This is a genomic window from Tateyamaria rhodophyticola, from assembly GCF_047777875.1.
In the GTDB taxonomy this organism is placed as follows: Bacteria; Pseudomonadota; Alphaproteobacteria; order Rhodobacterales; family Rhodobacteraceae; genus Tateyamaria.
Genome location: NZ_CP180519.1, coordinates 1,234,150 through 1,250,906, shown reverse-complemented (window position 1 = coordinate 1,250,906; position 16,757 = coordinate 1,234,150). Strand labels below are relative to the sequence as shown.

General features: G+C 62.1%; 17 protein-coding genes. 13 read left to right on the top strand and 4 right to left on the bottom strand.

The features are described from left to right. Positions 1-22: 22 nt before the first annotated feature. Entirely contained in the window at positions 23-2,551 is a 2,529-nt protein-coding gene (locus ACERHN_RS07700) for an ABC transporter permease (protein WP_415922053.1), read from the bottom strand. Beyond that, on the bottom strand, positions 2,548-3,243 hold the full coding sequence (locus tag ACERHN_RS07695) for an ABC transporter ATP-binding protein (protein WP_415922052.1): 696 nt from the start codon (positions 3,241-3,243) through the stop codon (positions 2,548-2,550). Before ACERHN_RS07695 ends, ACERHN_RS07700 begins: the two co-directional genes overlap by 4 nt. A 51-nt stretch (positions 3,244-3,294) precedes the next feature. Here ACERHN_RS07695 and ACERHN_RS07690 point away from each other — a divergent pair, with 51 nt between their 5' ends. From ACERHN_RS07690 to preA, 4 genes are all read left to right on the top strand, one after another. Continuing rightward, complete coding sequence (locus ACERHN_RS07690; RefSeq protein WP_415922051.1) at positions 3,295-3,930, top strand: arylesterase; 636 nt, start codon at positions 3,295-3,297, stop codon at positions 3,928-3,930. A gap of 1 nt (position 3,931) precedes the next feature. Continuing rightward, entirely contained in the window at positions 3,932-4,546 is a 615-nt protein-coding gene (locus ACERHN_RS07685) for an SOS response-associated peptidase (RefSeq protein ID WP_415922050.1), read from the top strand. A 175-nt stretch (positions 4,547-4,721) separates the two neighbouring features. Further along, positions 4,722-6,044: an NAD(P)-dependent oxidoreductase gene (locus ACERHN_RS07680; RefSeq protein ID WP_415922049.1), complete on the top strand. Its 1,323-nt coding sequence runs from the start codon at positions 4,722-4,724 to the stop codon at positions 6,042-6,044. A gap of 40 nt (positions 6,045-6,084) precedes the next feature. Further along, positions 6,085-7,383, top strand: coding sequence for an NAD-dependent dihydropyrimidine dehydrogenase subunit PreA (gene preA / locus ACERHN_RS07675; RefSeq protein WP_415922048.1), 1,299 nt, complete (start codon positions 6,085-6,087; stop codon positions 7,381-7,383). A gap of 11 nt (positions 7,384-7,394) precedes the next feature. Here preA and ACERHN_RS07670 read toward each other — a convergent pair whose 3' ends face one another. Together ACERHN_RS07670 and ACERHN_RS07665 are read right to left on the bottom strand one after the other, a co-directional pair. Next, positions 7,395-7,634, bottom strand: a complete 240-nt coding sequence (locus ACERHN_RS07670; protein WP_415922047.1) for a hypothetical protein — start codon at positions 7,632-7,634, stop codon at positions 7,395-7,397. A gap of 375 nt (positions 7,635-8,009) precedes the next feature. Further along, positions 8,010-8,633, bottom strand: a complete 624-nt coding sequence (locus tag ACERHN_RS07665; RefSeq protein WP_415922046.1) for a TetR family transcriptional regulator C-terminal domain-containing protein — start codon at positions 8,631-8,633, stop codon at positions 8,010-8,012. 153 nt (positions 8,634-8,786) lie between these two features. Between ACERHN_RS07665 and ACERHN_RS07660 the strand changes: the two genes are divergently transcribed. The 9 genes from ACERHN_RS07660 to ACERHN_RS07620 all read left to right on the top strand — a co-directional run bounded on the left by ACERHN_RS07660 (position 8,787) and on the right by ACERHN_RS07620 (position 16,575). Further along, entirely contained in the window at positions 8,787-10,037 is a 1,251-nt protein-coding gene (locus ACERHN_RS07660) for a Zn-dependent hydrolase (RefSeq protein ID WP_415922045.1), read from the top strand. After that, positions 10,034-10,354, top strand: a complete 321-nt coding sequence (locus ACERHN_RS07655) for a hypothetical protein (protein WP_415922044.1) — start codon at positions 10,034-10,036, stop codon at positions 10,352-10,354. Before ACERHN_RS07660 ends, ACERHN_RS07655 begins: the two co-directional genes overlap by 4 nt. 92 nt (positions 10,355-10,446) lie before the next feature. Further along, a complete protein-coding gene (gene hydA / locus ACERHN_RS07650; protein ID WP_415922043.1) occupies positions 10,447-11,907 on the top strand; it encodes a dihydropyrimidinase in 1,461 nt (486 codons plus the stop codon). Then, the gene (locus tag ACERHN_RS07645) at positions 11,907-12,572 is read left to right on the top strand and encodes an HNH endonuclease (RefSeq protein ID WP_415922042.1); all 666 of its coding nucleotides are present in this window, start codon (positions 11,907-11,909) and stop codon (positions 12,570-12,572) included. The genes hydA and ACERHN_RS07645 overlap by 1 nt, the downstream gene beginning before the upstream one ends. After that, a complete protein-coding gene (locus tag ACERHN_RS07640) occupies positions 12,569-13,342 on the top strand; it encodes an ABC transporter ATP-binding protein (protein WP_415922041.1) in 774 nt (257 codons plus the stop codon). Before ACERHN_RS07645 ends, ACERHN_RS07640 begins: the two co-directional genes overlap by 4 nt. Positions 13,343-13,426: 84 nt before the next feature. Next, positions 13,427-14,356 carry an ABC transporter permease gene (locus tag ACERHN_RS07635; RefSeq protein ID WP_415922040.1) on the top strand — a complete coding sequence of 310 codons (930 nt, stop codon included), beginning with the start codon at positions 13,427-13,429 and terminating at the stop codon, positions 14,354-14,356. Continuing rightward, entirely contained in the window at positions 14,353-15,192 is an 840-nt protein-coding gene (locus tag ACERHN_RS07630) for an ABC transporter permease (RefSeq protein ID WP_415922039.1), read from the top strand. Before ACERHN_RS07635 ends, ACERHN_RS07630 begins: the two co-directional genes overlap by 4 nt. Before the next feature lie 23 nt (positions 15,193-15,215). Continuing rightward, complete coding sequence (locus tag ACERHN_RS07625; RefSeq protein WP_415922703.1) at positions 15,216-16,196, top strand: ABC transporter substrate-binding protein; 981 nt, start codon at positions 15,216-15,218, stop codon at positions 16,194-16,196. 115 nt (positions 16,197-16,311) lie between these two features. Beyond that, entirely contained in the window at positions 16,312-16,575 is a 264-nt protein-coding gene (locus tag ACERHN_RS07620) for a hypothetical protein (RefSeq protein ID WP_415922038.1), read from the top strand. The last annotated feature ends 182 nt before the right edge of the window (positions 16,576-16,757 follow it).

Genomic DNA, 16,757 nt, shown 5'->3' with positions numbered 1-16,757 from the left:
GGCCGGGTGGGCGGCAATGGGACTATTCGCGCGCGCGCAGCACATGTGAAGGGCGTGCGGCCAGCGGACCCCAGGCAAAGGCGAGGCCCGCAAGCAGCGTGGCAAGTGTGCCACCCGCGACGATTGCGATGGCAGAAGGCCAGATGACAGTAAAGTCGGTGTCCATGATGAACCGGCTCACAGCCCATCCGCCGGTGATGCCCGCGGCCAGCGCAACCGCCCCCGCCCCGAGGCCCAACAGGGCAGAGCGGGTGGCAAAGCTGAGCAGGATGCGTTGGCGTGTTGCACCCAGGGTCTTGAGCACGGCCGCTTCATAGGTGCGCGCATTGGTGCCCGCCGCCGCCGCACCAATCAGCACGAGAAAGCCGGTCAAAAGGGTCGCCGCCGCGCCATAGGACGTGGCTGCGGCGAGACCGGACAGCACCTCGCTCACCCGGTCGATGGCGTCACGCACGCGAATGGCCGTGATGTTCGGGTACTGCCCCGCAAGGTCGCGCAGGATCTGTGCCTCGGCGCCTTCATCGGCATAGACAGTCGAGATGAATGTATGTGGCGCGCCCTGCAAGGCGGCAGGGTTCATGGACAGGATGAACCCTATCCCGGCAGTCGAAAAATCAACCTCGCGGAACGACGTGATGGTGCCGGTGATGTCGCGTCCCAGAATGTTGATGGTCAGGCTGTCGCCAAGTGACAGGCCCATTTCCTCGGCCTCTTCGGCGGCAAAGCTGATCTGGGGCGGGCCGGTATAGTCGGCCTCCCACCACGCGCCCGCGGTGATGCGGGTGTTTTCGGTGGGTGTGTCGGAGTAAGTCACGCCCCTGTCACCGCTCAGGACCCAGTGATCCCCGGCAACGTCGCGGGCAGGCTTTCCGTTGATCTGCGTGATCACGCCGCGCAACATAGGCGCGCTTTCGATGCGGGTGACGGCGGGGTCTGTTTCCAGACGCTCAGTATATCCGGGCATCTGGTCCCGCTGGATGTCGACGAAAAAGTAGCTCGGGGCGACATCGGGCAGGTTGCCGGTGATGGCATTGCGCAGGTTGCCATCAATCTGTCCCACGGCGGCCAGCACCGACAGGCCAAGGCCCAGCGACAGCACAACGGAGGCAGCCCCTTCGCGCGGACCGGAGATCGCGCCAAGCGCCCAGCGGAGGGCGGGGCGTCCTTTGGCGCGTGGTGCCGATTTGCGCGACAGCCAGCGGATCAGAATGGCGGCAAGGGTCAGAAGGCCAAGCGCGAACGCGATCCCCCCGGCGGTCCAGAGCGTCAACCGCCATGTGCCGGAAAACAGCGCTGCACTGGTCACAAGGGCAGCAAGGCCGCCGCCGATCCACATCAGATAGAGCGGGCGTGGCAGCACGCGCGTGCTGCCCAATGCGTCGCGAAACAGGGTCGCGGCGCGCACGTCTTCGGCGCGGGCCAGCGGCCACAGCGTGAAGACAAAGGCCGTGAGCGCGCCATAAATCGCCGCTTCGATCAGGGGGGCAGGGAACAGGGTAAAGCTGGCCGGGATGGGCAATCGCGCCTCGATCACGGGCGCAAGGAGCACAGGGACAAGCGCGCCCAGAACAAGCCCGATGGCAATCCCGAGGATCGACAGCGCCCCGATTTGCAGGAAATAGGTTTGAAAGATCACACGCCGTTCCGCGCCCAGTGTGCGCAACGTGGCAATAACGGACGTCTTGTCGGCGAGATAGGCGCGCACCGCTGCGGATACACCGACCCCGCCCACGGCCAGGCCCGAGAGGCCAACCAGAACCAGAAATGCGCCCAGTCGTTCGACGAATTCTGCAACGCCCGGCGCCCCGTTGCGCGCATCGGTCCAGCGCAAACCGGTGTTCTCGAATTCTGTGCGGGCCTCTTCTGCGAGGGCCGAGAGGTTCGTATTTTCCGGCAGGTCCAGCCGGTACTTCGAGTTGAAGAGCGTGCCTGCGGCGAGCAATTGCGCGTTGGCAAGGCTGTCACGCAGGACAATGGTGCGCGGCCCAAGGCCAAAACCACCCGCTGCACTGTCCGGTTCGCTCACAAGCGTGGCCATCAGCACAAAGTCCTGGGTGCCCAGTCGGAACGTGTCGCCCGTCGCAAGGTCGAGACGGTCGATCAACGCCCGCTCCATGACCGCTCCGGGCAGGTCATCGCGGCCCGCCAGCGCCTGTGCCAGTGGCATGGCGGGATCAAGCGTGACATCGCCAATCAGAGGATAGGCGTCATCGACCGCCTTGATCTGCGTCAGGCCGCGTTCCGGTCCGTCCGGCCCATCGACGACAGCCATTGATCGGAAATCCGCGATCTCGGACACGGCGTTCGCGTTGTCGCGCATCCACGCCCATTCCGCATCCGAGGCAAAGCGGTAGGTGAAATCAAGTTCGGCATCGCCGCCCAAAAGGGCCGCGCCTTCGCGTTCGAGCCCGGCCTCAATGGCAGAGCGGACGGAGCCGACGGCGGCAATGGCGGCCACGCCCAGGGCCAGACAGGCCAGAAAGATGCGAAAGCCGCGCAATCCGCCGCGCAACTCCCGTGCGGCAAAGCGGGCGGACGTCGACAGGTTCATTCAGCGGCCTGTGACGTTGTCGCCGGTGCAATCTGCCCGTCGGCGAGGTGAATGACCCGGTCACAACGCGCGGCAAGATCCGGCGCATGGGTGACCAGCACCAGCGTCGCCCCGTGACGGTCGCGCAGATCAAAGAGCAGGTCCATGATCGCCGTGCCATTTGCACCGTCGAGATTGCCGGTCGGTTCATCGGCCAACAGTATGTCCGGTCGTGTCACGAGCGCCCGGGCCAGCGCCACGCGCTGTTGTTCGCCCCCTGACATCTGGCTGGGATAGTGATTGGCGCGGTGCGCAAGGCCCACGGCCTCCAATTCTGCCGTGGCCCGATCAAAGGCGTCCCGTACCCCGGCCAGTTCCAGCGGGGTGGCCACATTTTCAAGCGCGGTCATGGTCGGGATCAGGTGAAAGCTTTGGAACACGACACCCATATGCGCGCGGCGAAACCGCGCCAGCGCGTCTTCATTCATGGCGGTCAGGTCCTGGTCAAGGGCGGTTACGGAGCCGCCCGTTGCCCGTTCCAGCCCCCCCATGATCATCAGGAGCGAGGACTTGCCCGACCCTGACGGACCGATCAGCCCAACCGTCTCACCGCGTGCGATGTCGAGGGTGATGTTGCGCAGAATGTCTACGGTGCCCGCGTTGCCATCAAGGCTGAGCGCTGCATCTTTGAGGGACAGGACGGGTTTGGACATGGGGCAAGCGCCTTATATATATCTGACTGCTGATATGGAGGCTCTGCGCGCATGGGCAAGATGATTGGAACGATTGTTCTGGCTTTGTGGGCCGGAATGGCCGCTGCGGAAGAGGTTGTGATTGCGGCACTCGGCGACAGCCTGACCCAGGGCTACGGCCTGCCCGTCGAAGACGGTTTTGTGCCGCAACTGGACAGCTGGCTGGACGCGCAGGGTGTCGAGGCGCGGGTCATCAACGCAGGCGTGTCCGGCGACACGACGGCGGGCGGGCTGGCGCGTGTGGATTGGACTCTGACCCCGGATGTGGATGCGTTGATTGTGACCTTGGGCGGAAACGACCTGTTGCGGGGGCTGCCGCCGGAGGCGAGCCGCGCCAATCTCGATGGTATCGTGTCGACCGCCGTATCGCGCGGTGTCGATGTTCTGGTGATCGGGATGCAGGCGCCTGGAAACTATGGCCCCGCGTACAAGGCGGCCTTTGACGCCATGTATCCCGAGATCGCAGAGGCGCACGGCACGCTTTATCTCGACAGCTTTTTCGCGGGGCTTGGTGGGCCGGACGCGGACCCTGCGGCGTTGCGCGCATTCCTGCAGGCTGATGGCATTCACCCGAATGCCGAAGGTGTTGCGCGGATCGTCGAAGGCGTGGGACCGTCCGTCTTGTCCCTGATCCGCCGGGCCGAGTGACATGCCGGGCCGGTTTTTCCTGACAGACCCGATTGCTGCGTTGGCGGGCGCGTTGGGCGTGCCTGCGGGGCCCGTAGACAATGCGCCTGCGCGCGCCAATATCGCGCCCGGTCAGGGGATCATCGTTTTCGACGGCGCGCTGCGGCATATGCGGTGGGGGATTGTACCGGTGGGCCGGGTAAATGCGCGCGGACGACCGGTGATGGAACAGATAATCAATGCGCGCTCTGAGACAGTGTTCGACAAATCGGCCTTTGACGGGGTCGGACGGGCCGTGATCCCGGTGAATGGCTGGTATGAATGGACGGGCGAGACACGGCGCAAGACGGCGTGGCGGATCGCGCCAAAAGGCGGCGGATTTCTCTATTTTGCGGCGATCACGGACGTTTGGATTGCGCCCGGCGGGTTGGACGTGCCGCAGGTGGCGGCGGTGACATGTGCGCCCAATGCGGATGTGGCGGATATCCATCACCGGATGGGTGTGCTTTTGGAGCGGGACGAGCTTGCGGTCTGGATGGGAGATGATCTTGACGCGGCCAAAGCGTTGATGGTCCCGTGGCCCGAGGGCCGCCTGCAGGTCATGGAAGCCAGAGGCGTGAACTGGGACGGGCCGTGATCCAACGGACGCGGCTTGCGCCGCGACGACATGTTTTGTCTGGCGCCTGATACTTTCCGATGTGCTGCAAATTTAGGCTTTGGTTCGATTTGCGGGCGTCGGATTTATTTTTACCAGTTGATAAAAATTTTGACCTGTGAGAGCGTTTTGGCAACATCCATGGGACGGAGCCCTCATGACGCATTCCCCTTTCAAACCCGGTCTGGCCGCTGCACGGTTGGCCCCGGAGGCTTATGCCGAGAATTTTGCAGACCTGCATCCCGCGCTTGATGATCACGAGGCCGTTGTTGCGGCGGACCGCTGCTACTTTTGCCATGATGCGCCGTGTATCACCGCGTGTCCCACCGATATCGATATCCCTCTGTTCATCCGCCAGATTGCCACGGGCACGCCGGATGCTGCCGCCAAGACGATCCTGAGCCAGAACATCATGGGGGGTATGTGCGCGCGCGTGTGCCCGACCGAGACCCTGTGCGAAGAGGCCTGTGTGCGCGAGATCGCCGAAGGCAAACCGGTGCTGATCGGGCAATTGCAGCGCTACGCCACGGACCATTTGCAGGAACAGGGCGTCCATCCGTTCTCCCGCGCTGCGGTCACCGGTAAAACGGTGGCCGTGGTGGGGGCGGGACCTGCGGGCCTGTCTTGTGCGCACCGTTTGGCGATGTTGGGGCACGACGTGACCGTTTACGATGCGCGTCCCAAGCCCGGTGGGCTGAACGAATACGGGATCGCGGCCTACAAGACGCCCGAAGGGTTTGCGCAGGCGGAGGTCGATTGGCTGTTGCAGATTGGCGGGATCACCCTAGAGCACGGCAAGGCGCTTGGGTCGGACGTGACCCTGGCCGCGTTGCAGGACGGGTATGACGCCGTGTTCCTTGGCATGGGCCTTGGCGGTGTGAACGCGCTGGCGGTCGAGGGCGGCGATAAGGACGGCGTTTTGGACGCGGTCGATTTCATTGCGGATCTGCGGCAGGCCTCGGATGTGGCCGCGTTGCCGGTGGGGCGCGATGTGGTGGTGATTGGCGGTGGCATGACCGCCGTAGATGCGGCGGTGCAGGCCAAGTTGCTGGGTGCGCTTAACGTGACGCTGGCCTATCGGCGCGGACGCGACCGGATGAACGCCAGCGGATTTGAACAGGATCTGGCGGCCTCTAAGGGCGTGCGGATCATGACGCATGTGGTGCCGCAGGCGGTGCATGGGAACGGTGCCGTGCGCGAGATCACGTTTGAATATGTGAACGACGACATGACCGGGACGGGGCAGACGGTGACGCTGCCCGCCGATCAGGTGCTGCGCGCGATTGGCCAGACGCTGGAGGGGGACGGCATGCCGGCCCTCGAGCGGGGCAAGATCGCCGTGACCGGTGCCGGTCGCACATCGCTCGCGGGCGTGTGGGCCGGGGGGGATTGTGCACTTGGTGGCGATGACCTGACTGTGACGGCAGTGGCCGAGGGACGCGATGCGGCCATGGACATGCATGAGACTTTGATGGGGTGATGGTGGGCGCATCGCCCACCCTACGCAAAAGGACCGACACATGGCGGATTTGCAAAGCGACTTTATTGGCATCAAGAGCCCAAACCCGTTCTGGCTGGCCTCCGCCCCGCCTACGGATAAAGAATACAACGTGCGCCGCGCCTTCGAGGCAGGCTGGGGCGGCGTCGTGTGGAAGACGCTGGGCGAGGCGGGGCCTCCGGTCGTCAACGTCAACGGGCCACGGTATGGCGCGATTTATGGCGCTGATCGGCGGTTGCTGGGCCTCAACAACATTGAACTGATCACGGACCGCCCGCTGGAGGTGAACCTGCGCGAGATCAAGGCGGTCAAGCGCGATTACCCCGACCGTGCCATGGTCGTCAGCCTGATGGTGCCTTGCGAGGAAGACCCGTGGGCGCGCATTCTTCCGCTTGTGGAAGAGACGGGTGCGGATGGGGTCGAGTTGAACTTTGGTTGCCCGCACGGGATGTCGGAGCGCGGCATGGGCTCGGCCGTGGGGCAGGTGCCGGAATATATCGAGATGGTGACGCGGTGGGTCAAGAAACACACGCGGATGCCCGTCATCGTGAAGCTGACGCCGAACATTACGGATGTGCGCAAACCGGCGGCGGCAGCTCATGCCGGGGGCGCGGATGCGGTGAGCCTGATCAATACGATCAACTCGATCACGTCCGTGGATCTGGACCTGTTTTCGCCGGAGCCGACGATTGACGGCAAGGGCGCGCATGGGGGTTATTGCGGGCCTGCGGTCAAACCTATCGCGCTGAATATGGTGGCGGAGATTGCGCGCGACCCGGAACTGCGCGGCCTGCCAATCAGCGGGATTGGTGGCGTGACCACATGGAAAGACGCTGCCGAATTCCTCGCCCTTGGGGCGGGCAACGTGCAAGTGTGTACCGCCGCGATGACCTATGGGTTCAAGATCGTGCAGGAGATGATTTCGGGCCTGTCGGAATATCTGGACGAGAAACAGATCGGCCTTGATGACCTTGTGGGGCGTGCGGTGCCAAATGTCACCGACTGGAACCAACTGAACCTGAACTATGTCACCAAGGCACGCATTGATCAGGCGTCCTGCATCTCGTGCGGGCGGTGCTATGCCGCGTGCGAGGACACCTCGCATCAGGCGATTTCCATGTCCGAAGACCGGACGTTCGAGGTGATCGACGCGGAGTGCGTCGCTTGCAATCTGTGTGTCAACGTGTGCCCTGTGGACGGGTGCATCACGATGGAAGAGCTGCCCATGGGTGCCACGGATGAACGCACCGGCAAGCCGGTCGAGGAATACGCGAACTGGACCACGCATCCCAACAACCCGGCGGCCACAGCCGCCGAGTAGGGGTGCGCGCCTTAGACGGGCGTGCCTTCGGTTTCCGTCGGGCCAGCCTCTGCCTGTGCAGCGGTGGGTGCGGCGACGCTGGGCGCTTCGACCGGCGCGCGCACGGTTTCCAGCAAAAGCTCAAAGCGTTGCTTTGCCTGTGCGGCCTCGGCCATGCGCCGGGCGTCGGCTTCTGACAGATCGGCACTGTCGCCCGTGTCCGCCAAGGCCAATTCAGCCTCTACGGCTGACTTGGCGGAAGTCTCTGCCACGGGTTGCGAAGGGGCGGCTGGTGCGTCGAACCGGGCCGCTGCGGTCGTGTCGGTCCCTGCGCCAGACGACGTAGCCGGCGCGCTTTCGGTGGTGCCTGTGGTCTGCGCCGGGGGGCTGGTATCCTGTGTCTGTCCGACGCCGCTGTTTTGTTCGGTCGATGTGTCTGTGCTCCGGGCATCGGAGGTGTCATCGGTTTTTGTTTCGGCTGCGCTATTGTTCTGCGCACCCGATTGACCGGATGATGGTACACCCGGTGACAGTATTGAAATCAAACTCATTGCTCACTCACGGTTCTTACGCCCCGCACCCGGGAAAATGAGTAGCGCGCCATACGTGAACAAAACCTTTACGATCCGACAAACCGTAAAGAATGGTTAATTTCCGGGGCGCAGCAGATTGCGGAACAATGTGTGCAGGAACGTGTCTGCACCCGGTGCGGCGTCGTCGGTATCGAGCAGCACGCGGATTTGCGCTCCAAAGTCGGCATAGTGCTGGGTGGTGGCCCAGATCGCAAAGATCAGGTGGCGCGGGTCGATGGGGGCGAGTTTGCCCCCGTCGATCCAGGCCTGAATGACGGCGCATTTTTCATCGAACAGGGGTTTGAGGTCCGCGCGCAGGTGCGGTTCCATCCGAGGTGCGCCTTGCAGGATTTCGTTGGCGAACAGGCGGCTTTCCCGGGGCAGTTCGCGCGCCATGTCCAGCTTGCGCTGCACATAGCCAAGCAGTTCGGTCATCGGATCGCCCGCGCTGTCCATTTCAACCAGCGGGTCGAGCCACGTTTCCATCAACTGGCTGAGCAGGGTGACATGAATATCCTCTTTGCCAGAGAAATAGTAGAGGATGTTCGGTTTCGACAAACCCGCCGCTTCGGCGATCTGATCCAGCGTGGCCCCGCGATAGCCGTGGTCTGCAAACACATCCAATGCGGCGTCCAGAATGCGGCGGCGGTTGCGCAGCTGGATGCGGCTTGGCGCCTTGGGCGTTGTGTCCTGGGACATCGGGACCTTTCGGTTCTGTGCTGCAAGTCTGTGCAATTGCTTAACTCAACAGCGATTCAGGTCAAACCAGTTCTTGACAGGGCGGCGACCGGTGGCAATCGTTACGTTGACCAAATGGTCAAAAGTTTACGGCACCTGAATAAGGATACCCTTATGGCGGCACCTGGTGAAAACCTGCGGATCAATGGCGACCGGCTGTGGGACAGCCTGATGGAGATGGCCCAGATCGGTCCGGGTGTGGCGGGTGGCAACAACCGGCAAACCCTGACGGATGAGGACGCCGAGGGCCGCGCCCTGTTTCAGGCATGGTGTGAGACTGCCGGATGTACCATGGGCCTTGACCAGATGGGCAACATGTTTGCGCGGCGTGAGGGCACGGATCCCGACGCGCTGCCGGTCTATGTGGGGTCGCATTTGGACACACAACCGACGGGCGGCAAGTATGACGGGGTGCTGGGCGTGCTCGGGGGTCTGGAGATCATTCGGACGCTGAACGATCTGGATGTGAAGACCAAACATCCCATCGTTGTCACGAATTTCACAAACGAAGAAGGGACACGTTACGCGCCTGCGATGCTGTCTTCGGGCGTGTTTGCGGGCATCCACACGCAGGACTGGGCCTATGACCGTGTCGATGCCGAGGGCAAGAAGTTTGGCGACGAATTGCAGCGTATCGGCTGGCGCGGGGATGAGGAGGTCGGCGCGCGCAAGATGCACGCATTCTTTGAATTGCATATCGAGCAGGGCCCCATTCTGGAGGCCGAAGGCAAGGACATCGGCGTTGTCACCCATGGGCAGGGCCTGTCGTGGACGCAGGTGACGATTGAGGGCAAGGACAGCCATACCGGCTCGACCCCCATGCCGATGCGCAAGAATGCGGGGCTGGGCATGGCGCGGGTGCTGGAAAAAGTGGACGAGATCGCGTGGAGCCACGCGCCGCACGCGGTCGGGGCGGCGGGGCATATCGACGTCTATCCGAACTCGCGCAACGTGATCCCGGGCAAGGTGGTGTTCACGGTCGATTTCCGGTCGCCGGAGTTGAGTGTGATCGAGGATATGGAGGCGCGGCTGCGCGTTGAAGCGCAGAAGATCGCGGACGACATGGGGCTGGCCATCAGCTTTGAAAAGGTGGGCGGGTTTGATCCTGTGGCCTTCGACGAAGGCTGCGTCGCGGCGGTACGATCCGCCGCGGAACGGTTGGGGTACAGCCACCAGAACATCATTTCGGGTGCGGGGCATGATGCGTGCTGGATCAATCAGGTGGCGCCGACAGCGATGGTCATGTGCCCATGCGTCGACGGGCTGAGCCACAATGAGGCCGAGGAGATTTCCAAAGAGTGGGCCGCAGCGGGAGCAGACGTGTTGATGCATGCGGTGGTTGAAACGGCGGAGATTGTTGGGTGATTGACCCGGAGCTCTCGCTGGCGGACCGGATTGCAGACATGGTCGCGACAGAGGTGCAGGACGCGCCGCGTCTCACGCCGACGGACCGGGCGACGGCGGACGCCTTTGCCGATGCTCTGGTGCAACCGTTTGAGACGACCGTCCAATTCAGCGGGGGTATGGTGCAACGCTGTTGGACTGTGACGCGCACGGACGGGGCGTATCGCGTGGTCTACCTGCCGCGGGCGGGGTATTTCGCGCTGTGTGTGGAGAGTGATTTTGGGCCTTTGGATATTGGCGTGCATGGGCCGGCATTGGGGTGTTTTGCATCTGTGTGACGGCGATCTGTGTTGCAGCGCCGGCTGGGGCTCTGCCCCAGACCCCGTGGTATTTTTTGGCCAAGAGAAATGGCTGAGACAGGAGAGATGACATGAGCAAGGTGATCAAGGGCGGCATGGTGTGTACGGCGGACCGGACCTGGAAGGCGGATGTGCTGGTGGAAGGTGAGACCATCAAGCAGATCGGCGAAGATCTGACGGGCGACGAGTATATCGACGCCGAAGGAGCCTATGTCATTCCCGGCGGGATCGACCCGCACACGCATCTGGAGATGCCATTCATGGGCACGACGGCGGCGGAGACGTTTGAGTCCGGTACATGGGCGGCGGCTGTGGGCGGGACCACGATGATCGTGGATTTCTGTTTGCCCGGGGCCGACGGGTCGATCAAGAACGCGATCAACGAGTGGCACCGCAAGTCCGCGCCGCAGATCTGTTCCGATGTCGGCTATCACATGGCGATCACCGGTTGGGACGAGAGCATCTTTAATGAGATGAAGGATGCCGTCGATATGGGCGTCAATTCCTTCAAGCATTTCATGGCGTACAAGGGCGCCTTGATGATTGAGGATGACGAGATGTTCGCGTCCTTCAAGCGCTGTGCCGAATTGGGCGCGCTGCCGATGGTGCATGCCGAGAACGGCGACCTTGTCGCCGAGATGCAGCAGAAGTATTTCGATCAGGGGATTACGGGGCCGGAGGGTCATGCCTATTCCCGCCCGCCGGAGTTCGAGGGCGAGGCTGCGAACCGGGCGATCACGATCGCGGATGCGGCGGGCGTACCTCTCTACATCGTGCACGTGTCCTGCGAGCAGGCGCATGAGGCAATCCGGCGCGCGCGGCAGAAGGGGATGCGCGTTTATGGCGAGCCGCTGATCCAGTTCCTGACACTGGATGAGAGTGAGTATTTCAACAAAGATTGGGACCATGCCGCACGGCGCGTGATGTCGCCGCCCTTCCGGTCTCAGGACCATCAGGATTCGCTTTGGGCAGGCTTGCAGGCGGGGTCATTGCAGGTGGTGGCAACGGATCATGCGGCGTTCAACACCGATCAGAAGCGGGCGGGCCGCGATGATTTCCGGATCATTCCCAACGGGTCGAACGGGCTGGAGGAACGCTTGGCTGTGCTGTGGACCGAAGGGGTGGAGACGGGGCGTTTGACGCCGAACGAATTTGTCGCCTGTACGTCAACCAATGTGGCCAAGATCCTGAACATATACCCCAAGAAGGGCGCGATTGTTGAGGGCGCGGATGCCGATATCGTGGTGTGGGATCCCAAGATCACCAAGACAATCTCACCCGCCAACCACCATTCGGTGCTGGATTACAACGTGTTCGAGGGGTTCGAGGTGAAGGCGCAGAGCCGCTATACCCTGAGTCGTGGCGAGGTGATCTGGGCCTGGGGTCAGAATTCGCAACCCAGCCCGGGACGGGGCAAGTTTGTGCCGCGGCCTGCGTTCTCGTCCGCGTCTCAAGCGTTGAGCAAGTGGAAGGCGTTGACGGCACCCAAGATGATCGAGCGCGATCCGTTGAATATACCCGCCGGGATCTGATGTCTGATCCAGCTTCTCAAGACTATTGGCAGGATCGCGACTGCCTGCGCGTGCCTCAAGAATGTGTACTGGCCGCAGCACGAAACCTTGCCCGTGCTGTTGATTTGCATTTGGCCAACCAGCCAAAAAAAGCCAGCCAATTGATTGCAAGCACGAACGTGCGCGAAGTACGGGCCTACATCGACTCTTTGTGGGGGTCATCCAGGCGCTTTCCAGAAAGAGCGCACTACTTGCGTTGGCGCAAAGTAAATGGCCTGCCTACGAAGAAAGACAAAGCGAAAGATCGCATGCCAGGGCGACAAGTGAAGCGCGCGCTCATTGAGCGGGACGGGTATCATTGTAAGTACTGCCAGCTTCCTGTCATTCCCGGCGAAGTCAGAACCCGCATCAGAACTATCTATCCGGAGGCTCTGCCTTGGGGGTCTACCAATGCGAGCCAACACGCTGCTTTTCAAGCACTTTGGCTCCAATATGAACATGTCTTGCCCGCGTCTTTTGGCGGGACCAGCGACTTGTCAAACATGGTCATCGCCTGCGCGGGCTGCAACTATGGGAAAGGCAGCTTTCATTTGCGTGAGTTGGGTTTAAGGGATCCGCGCAAACGGTCACCGGTAAAGTCGAATTGGCGTGGGCTGACGCAGTTTGCCGAAGGAACGTTTCTATGAAAGCGATCACGGCTCAGAACCTCGACCTGACCTTTCAAACCAATGACGGTCCGGTGCATGCGCTCAAGGGTGTGTCGCTGGACATTGAGAAGGGCGACTTCGTGTCTTTCATCGGCCCGTCGGGCTGTGGCAAGACCACGTTTTTGCGCTGCATGGCCGATCTTGAGCAGCCCACCGGGGGCACGATCACCGTCAATGGCACTACGCCGGAAGAGGCGCGCAAGGCGCGGGCTTATGGATATGTGTTTCAGGCGGCGGGGCTTTATCCCTGGCGGACGATTGGGCGAAACATTTCCTTGCCCTTGGAGATCATGGGCTATGCCAAGGCGGATATCGCGGAGCGGGTGGCGCGGGTGCTGGAGCTGGTGGAGCTCAGCGGCTTCGAGAAGAAGTTTCCGTGGCAGCTGTCCGGTGGCATGCAGCAGCGGGCGTCGATTGCGCGGGCTTTGGCCTTTGATGCGGATATCCTGCTGATGGACGAGCCCTTTGGTGCGCTTGACGAGATTGTGCGGGATCACCTGAACGAGCAGCTTTTGCAGCTGTGGGCGCGGACAGAGAAGACGATTGCGTTTGTCACGCACTCGATCCCGGAAGCGGTGTATCTGTCCACCAAGATCGTGGTGATGTCACCGCGGCCCGGGCGGATCACGGACGTGATCGAGAGCACACTGCCGCGGGAACGGCCGCTGGACATCCGCGAAAGCCCGGAATTCCTCGAGATCGCGCACCGGGTGCGGGACGGGTTGCGGGCGGGGCATGCGTATGACTGACCTTTGCGTTGTCGGAGGGTGCGGGAACGAGGGGCCAGCCCCTCGCGCTCCCCGGGATTTTTCTGGAACAGAGACGGGGATGTGATGCGCGCCGCTTTGCCTGTTCTGACTGTGTTGGCTGTGATTGTCGGTATCTGGTACCTGGCGGTGGCGCCGATGAATGTGCGTGTGGCGCTCGATCAGGTGGAGCGCGCGGGTGCGGTTGTCGTACCGGAAGGATCGGTGCAGCGGCGGGATGTGTCCGTGTGGCGGTTGATGCTGGACAATGCGGACCATGTGGGCGTGGGCTATGGGCTGGAGCGGCCACGGTTGCCGACACCGCAGCAAGTTGGCGCGGAGCTGTGGAAGACGACAGGGGCGATGGTGGCCAAGGGGCGGCCTTGGTCCAAGCGCGGTTTGCTGTATCACGGCTGGATCACGTTGCAGTCCACGCTGTGGGGCTTTGCGCTTGGCACAACGCTTGGGATCATCGGGGCTGTGGCGATTGTGTATTCGCGCACGGCGCAATTGAGCCTGATGCCGTGGGCGATCATTAGTCAGACCATTCCCATTGTGGCGCTGGCGCCGATGATCATCGTGTTGTCGAGCCAGATGGGGGTTGAGGGGCGCGGTCTGCCCAAGGCGATCATCTCGGCCTATTTGTGTTTCTTTCCGGTGCTGGTGGGCATGGTGAAGGGGTTGCGCGCGCCGCTGCCGGCGCAACTGGATCTGCTCAGGACCTATAACGCGAGCGGCTTGCAAAGTTTTCTGCGGCTGCGGTTGCCGGCGTCGCTGCCCTATCTGTTTACATCGCTGAAGATCGGGATTGCGGCGGCGTTGGTTGGGACCATCGTCGGTGAGCTGCCGACGGGCGCCATTTCGGGATTGGGCGCGCGCATCCTGATCGGGGATCAATTTGGAACACCGCTTGCGATCTGGTCTGCACTGTTTGCGGCTGCTGTTTTGGCGGGGGGGTTGGTGACCCTGCTTGATCTGGTGCAGCGCGTGACGCTCAAACGGATGGGGTTGTCATGAACTGGGTACTGGTCGCCGTGTTGATCTGGGCCGCGGGGTGGGCGTTGAACATCTGGCTGGCGCGGTGGGGTGGTTTGCGCGTGGTGCGCATTGCGGTGCCCGTTGTCTTTGGCCTGACGCTGGTGGCGATGTGGGAAGCGCTGGTGCGCGGCTTTGGCGTGTCGCCCGTGATCCTGCCGCCGCCGTCGACGGTTGCGGCGACCTTTCTGGCGTCCACAGATATCCTTTGGATCGACTTTCAGCAGACCGTGATCAAGGGCGCCTTGCGCGGGTTTGTCATCGGCACGCTGGCGGCGTTTGTGACGGCCATTCTGATCGACCGATCGCGGTTCCTGACCCGCGGGCTTTTGCCCATTGGCAATTTCGTGGCGGCCCTGCCGATTGTCGGCATTGCGCCGATCCTTGTGAACTGGTTCGGGTTTGATTGGCAATCCAAGGCCGCAGTGGTCGTGGTCATGGTGTTCTTTCCGATGCTGGTGAACACTGTGCAGGGCCTTCAGGAAGCCTCCGCGATGCAGCGGGACCTGATGCGGACCTATGCCGCCGGCTATTGGCAGACGCTGTTGCGCCTGCGCCTGCCGGCCGCGATGCCGTTTGTGTTCAACGGTTTGAAGATTGCAACGACGCTGGCGCTGATCGGGGCCATCGTTGCTGAATATTTCGGCTCGCCGACGCGGGGGATGGGGTTTCGCATCTCAACCGGTGTCGGCAGCTTGTCCATCGATCTTGTATGGGCTGAAATCGTGGTGGCCGCTTTGGCGGGCACGGCGCTTTACGGTACGGTGGCGTTCATCGAACGCATCGTGACGTTCTGGCACCCGTCGCAACGGGGATAATGAAAACCAACCTGGAGGGTATGATGAAGATCAAGGCAACACTGGCGGCGCTGTCACTGACGGCGACAGGGGCGATGGCGGCGGACGATGTCACGCTGCAGCTGAAATGGGTCACGCAGGCGCAGTTTGCAGGCTATTACGTGGCGCTGGAAAAGGGGTTCTACGGCGAAGAAGACCTCGACGTGACGATCAAGCCGGGCGGCCCGGATATCGCACCCACACAGGTGTTGGCCGGTGGTGGCGCGGATGTGACCGTCGAATGGATGCCCGCCGCTCTTGCCGCGCGTGAAAAGGGCCTGCCGATGGTGAACATTGCGCAACCGTTCAAATCGTCGGGTATGATGCTGACCTGCCGCAAGGATGCAGGCGTCGAGACAACGGCGGACTTCCCGGGCAAGACGCTGGGCGTCTGGTTCTTTGGCAACGAATTCCCGTTCCTGTCTTGGATGTCGCAGCTTGGCCTGCCGACGGATGGGTCCGATGCAGGCGTCGAAGTGCTGAAGCAGGGGTTCAACGTGGATCCGATCCTGAACGGGCAGGCGGCGTGCGTGTCGACCATGACCTATAACGAATACTGGCAGGTGATTGATGCGGGCCTGACGCCTGAGGATCTGACCGTGTTCAAATACGAAGACAACGGTGTCGCGACGCTCGAAGACGGGCTTTACGTGCTTGAGGAGAACCTTGCCGACCCTGCGTTCGAGGACAAGATGGTCCGCTTTGTACGCGCCTCCATGAAGGGCTGGAAATATGCCGAGGAGAACCCGGATGAGGCCGCGGAAATCGTGCTGGAATACGATGAAACCGGCGCGCAGACAGAAAAGCACCAGAAGCGGATGATGGGCGAGGTTGCCAAGCTGACGGCTGGTTCCAACGGGGCGCTGGTCGAGGCGGATTACGAACGCACGGTGGCCTCGTTGCTGGCGGGTGGGTCTGATCCGGTAATCACGGCCGCACCCGAGGGCGCATGGACGCATGTCATCACGGACAAGGCGCTGAAGTAAGCGGTCCACCCGTACAATCGGAAAAAGTCGGCCTACTGGGTCGGCTTTTTTCATTCCCGGGCTGGAAATGGCGTCGTGCCGCGCCATCTAGTTCATAAATCTAGGAGTGCGCCCAATGACCCGTATGGAAAACTTGCAACCCAACCTTGATGAACAGGCCCGTCAGGATGCCGTGTATGAGGCCGCGATGCGGTCCGTGCAGGCGTCGCAGGTGGAGACGGAGCGTCAGGGCTATGTGGTGATGTCGGCCGCGATGGGTTGGGGCGAAGGGTCGCTCGGGGATGGTGTGTTTGGCAAGTTGAGCCACGCGGCCAAGCTGTTCATGATCGCCTTTGCATGTGCCCTGCCGCCGGTGATGGTGTGGTATTATTTGTTGTGAACTGAGCTAATCCGGTTCTGTAAGGGCCGCCGATTGGGCGGCCTTTTTTGCGCCTTGTGGAAACGTTCCGCGGTTTCTCCACCTCCGATTTGAGCGATTGCAAGGCAATCGCGTGGCTGACAGTGTATCGTGAAACGATGCGCAAGAAGCGCCCTCACAGGAGGGAGCGACATATTCACCTT

What these genes read in the sequence shown, in the direction of transcription:
- ACERHN_RS07690 (WP_415922051.1), top strand. Translation starts at nt 3,295, where the DNA reads ATGGGCAAGATGATTGGAACGATTGTTCTGGCTTTGTGGGCCGGAATG.
- ACERHN_RS07685 (WP_415922050.1), top strand. Translation starts at nt 3,932, where the DNA reads ATGCCGGGCCGGTTTTTCCTGACAGACCCGATTGCTGCGTTGGCGGGC.
- ACERHN_RS07695 (WP_415922052.1), bottom strand. Translation starts at nt 3,243, where the DNA reads ATGTCCAAACCCGTCCTGTCCCTCAAAGATGCAGCGCTCAGCCTTGAT.
- hydA (WP_415922043.1), top strand. Translation starts at nt 10,447, where the DNA reads ATGAGCAAGGTGATCAAGGGCGGCATGGTGTGTACGGCGGACCGGACC.
- ACERHN_RS07680 (WP_415922049.1), top strand. Translation starts at nt 4,722, where the DNA reads ATGACGCATTCCCCTTTCAAACCCGGTCTGGCCGCTGCACGGTTGGCC.
- ACERHN_RS07640 (WP_415922041.1), top strand. Translation starts at nt 12,569, where the DNA reads ATGAAAGCGATCACGGCTCAGAACCTCGACCTGACCTTTCAAACCAAT.
- ACERHN_RS07620 (WP_415922038.1), top strand. Translation starts at nt 16,312, where the DNA reads ATGACCCGTATGGAAAACTTGCAACCCAACCTTGATGAACAGGCCCGT.
- ACERHN_RS07635 (WP_415922040.1), top strand. Translation starts at nt 13,427, where the DNA reads ATGCGCGCCGCTTTGCCTGTTCTGACTGTGTTGGCTGTGATTGTCGGT.
- ACERHN_RS07665 (WP_415922046.1), bottom strand. Translation starts at nt 8,633, where the DNA reads ATGTCCCAGGACACAACGCCCAAGGCGCCAAGCCGCATCCAGCTGCGC.
- ACERHN_RS07630 (WP_415922039.1), top strand. Translation starts at nt 14,353, where the DNA reads ATGAACTGGGTACTGGTCGCCGTGTTGATCTGGGCCGCGGGGTGGGCG.
- preA (WP_415922048.1), top strand. Translation starts at nt 6,085, where the DNA reads ATGGCGGATTTGCAAAGCGACTTTATTGGCATCAAGAGCCCAAACCCG.
- ACERHN_RS07625 (WP_415922703.1), top strand. Translation starts at nt 15,216, where the DNA reads ATGAAGATCAAGGCAACACTGGCGGCGCTGTCACTGACGGCGACAGGG.
- ACERHN_RS07660 (WP_415922045.1), top strand. Translation starts at nt 8,787, where the DNA reads ATGGCGGCACCTGGTGAAAACCTGCGGATCAATGGCGACCGGCTGTGG.
- ACERHN_RS07645 (WP_415922042.1), top strand. Translation starts at nt 11,907, where the DNA reads ATGTCTGATCCAGCTTCTCAAGACTATTGGCAGGATCGCGACTGCCTG.
- ACERHN_RS07700 (WP_415922053.1), bottom strand. Translation starts at nt 2,551, where the DNA reads ATGAACCTGTCGACGTCCGCCCGCTTTGCCGCACGGGAGTTGCGCGGC.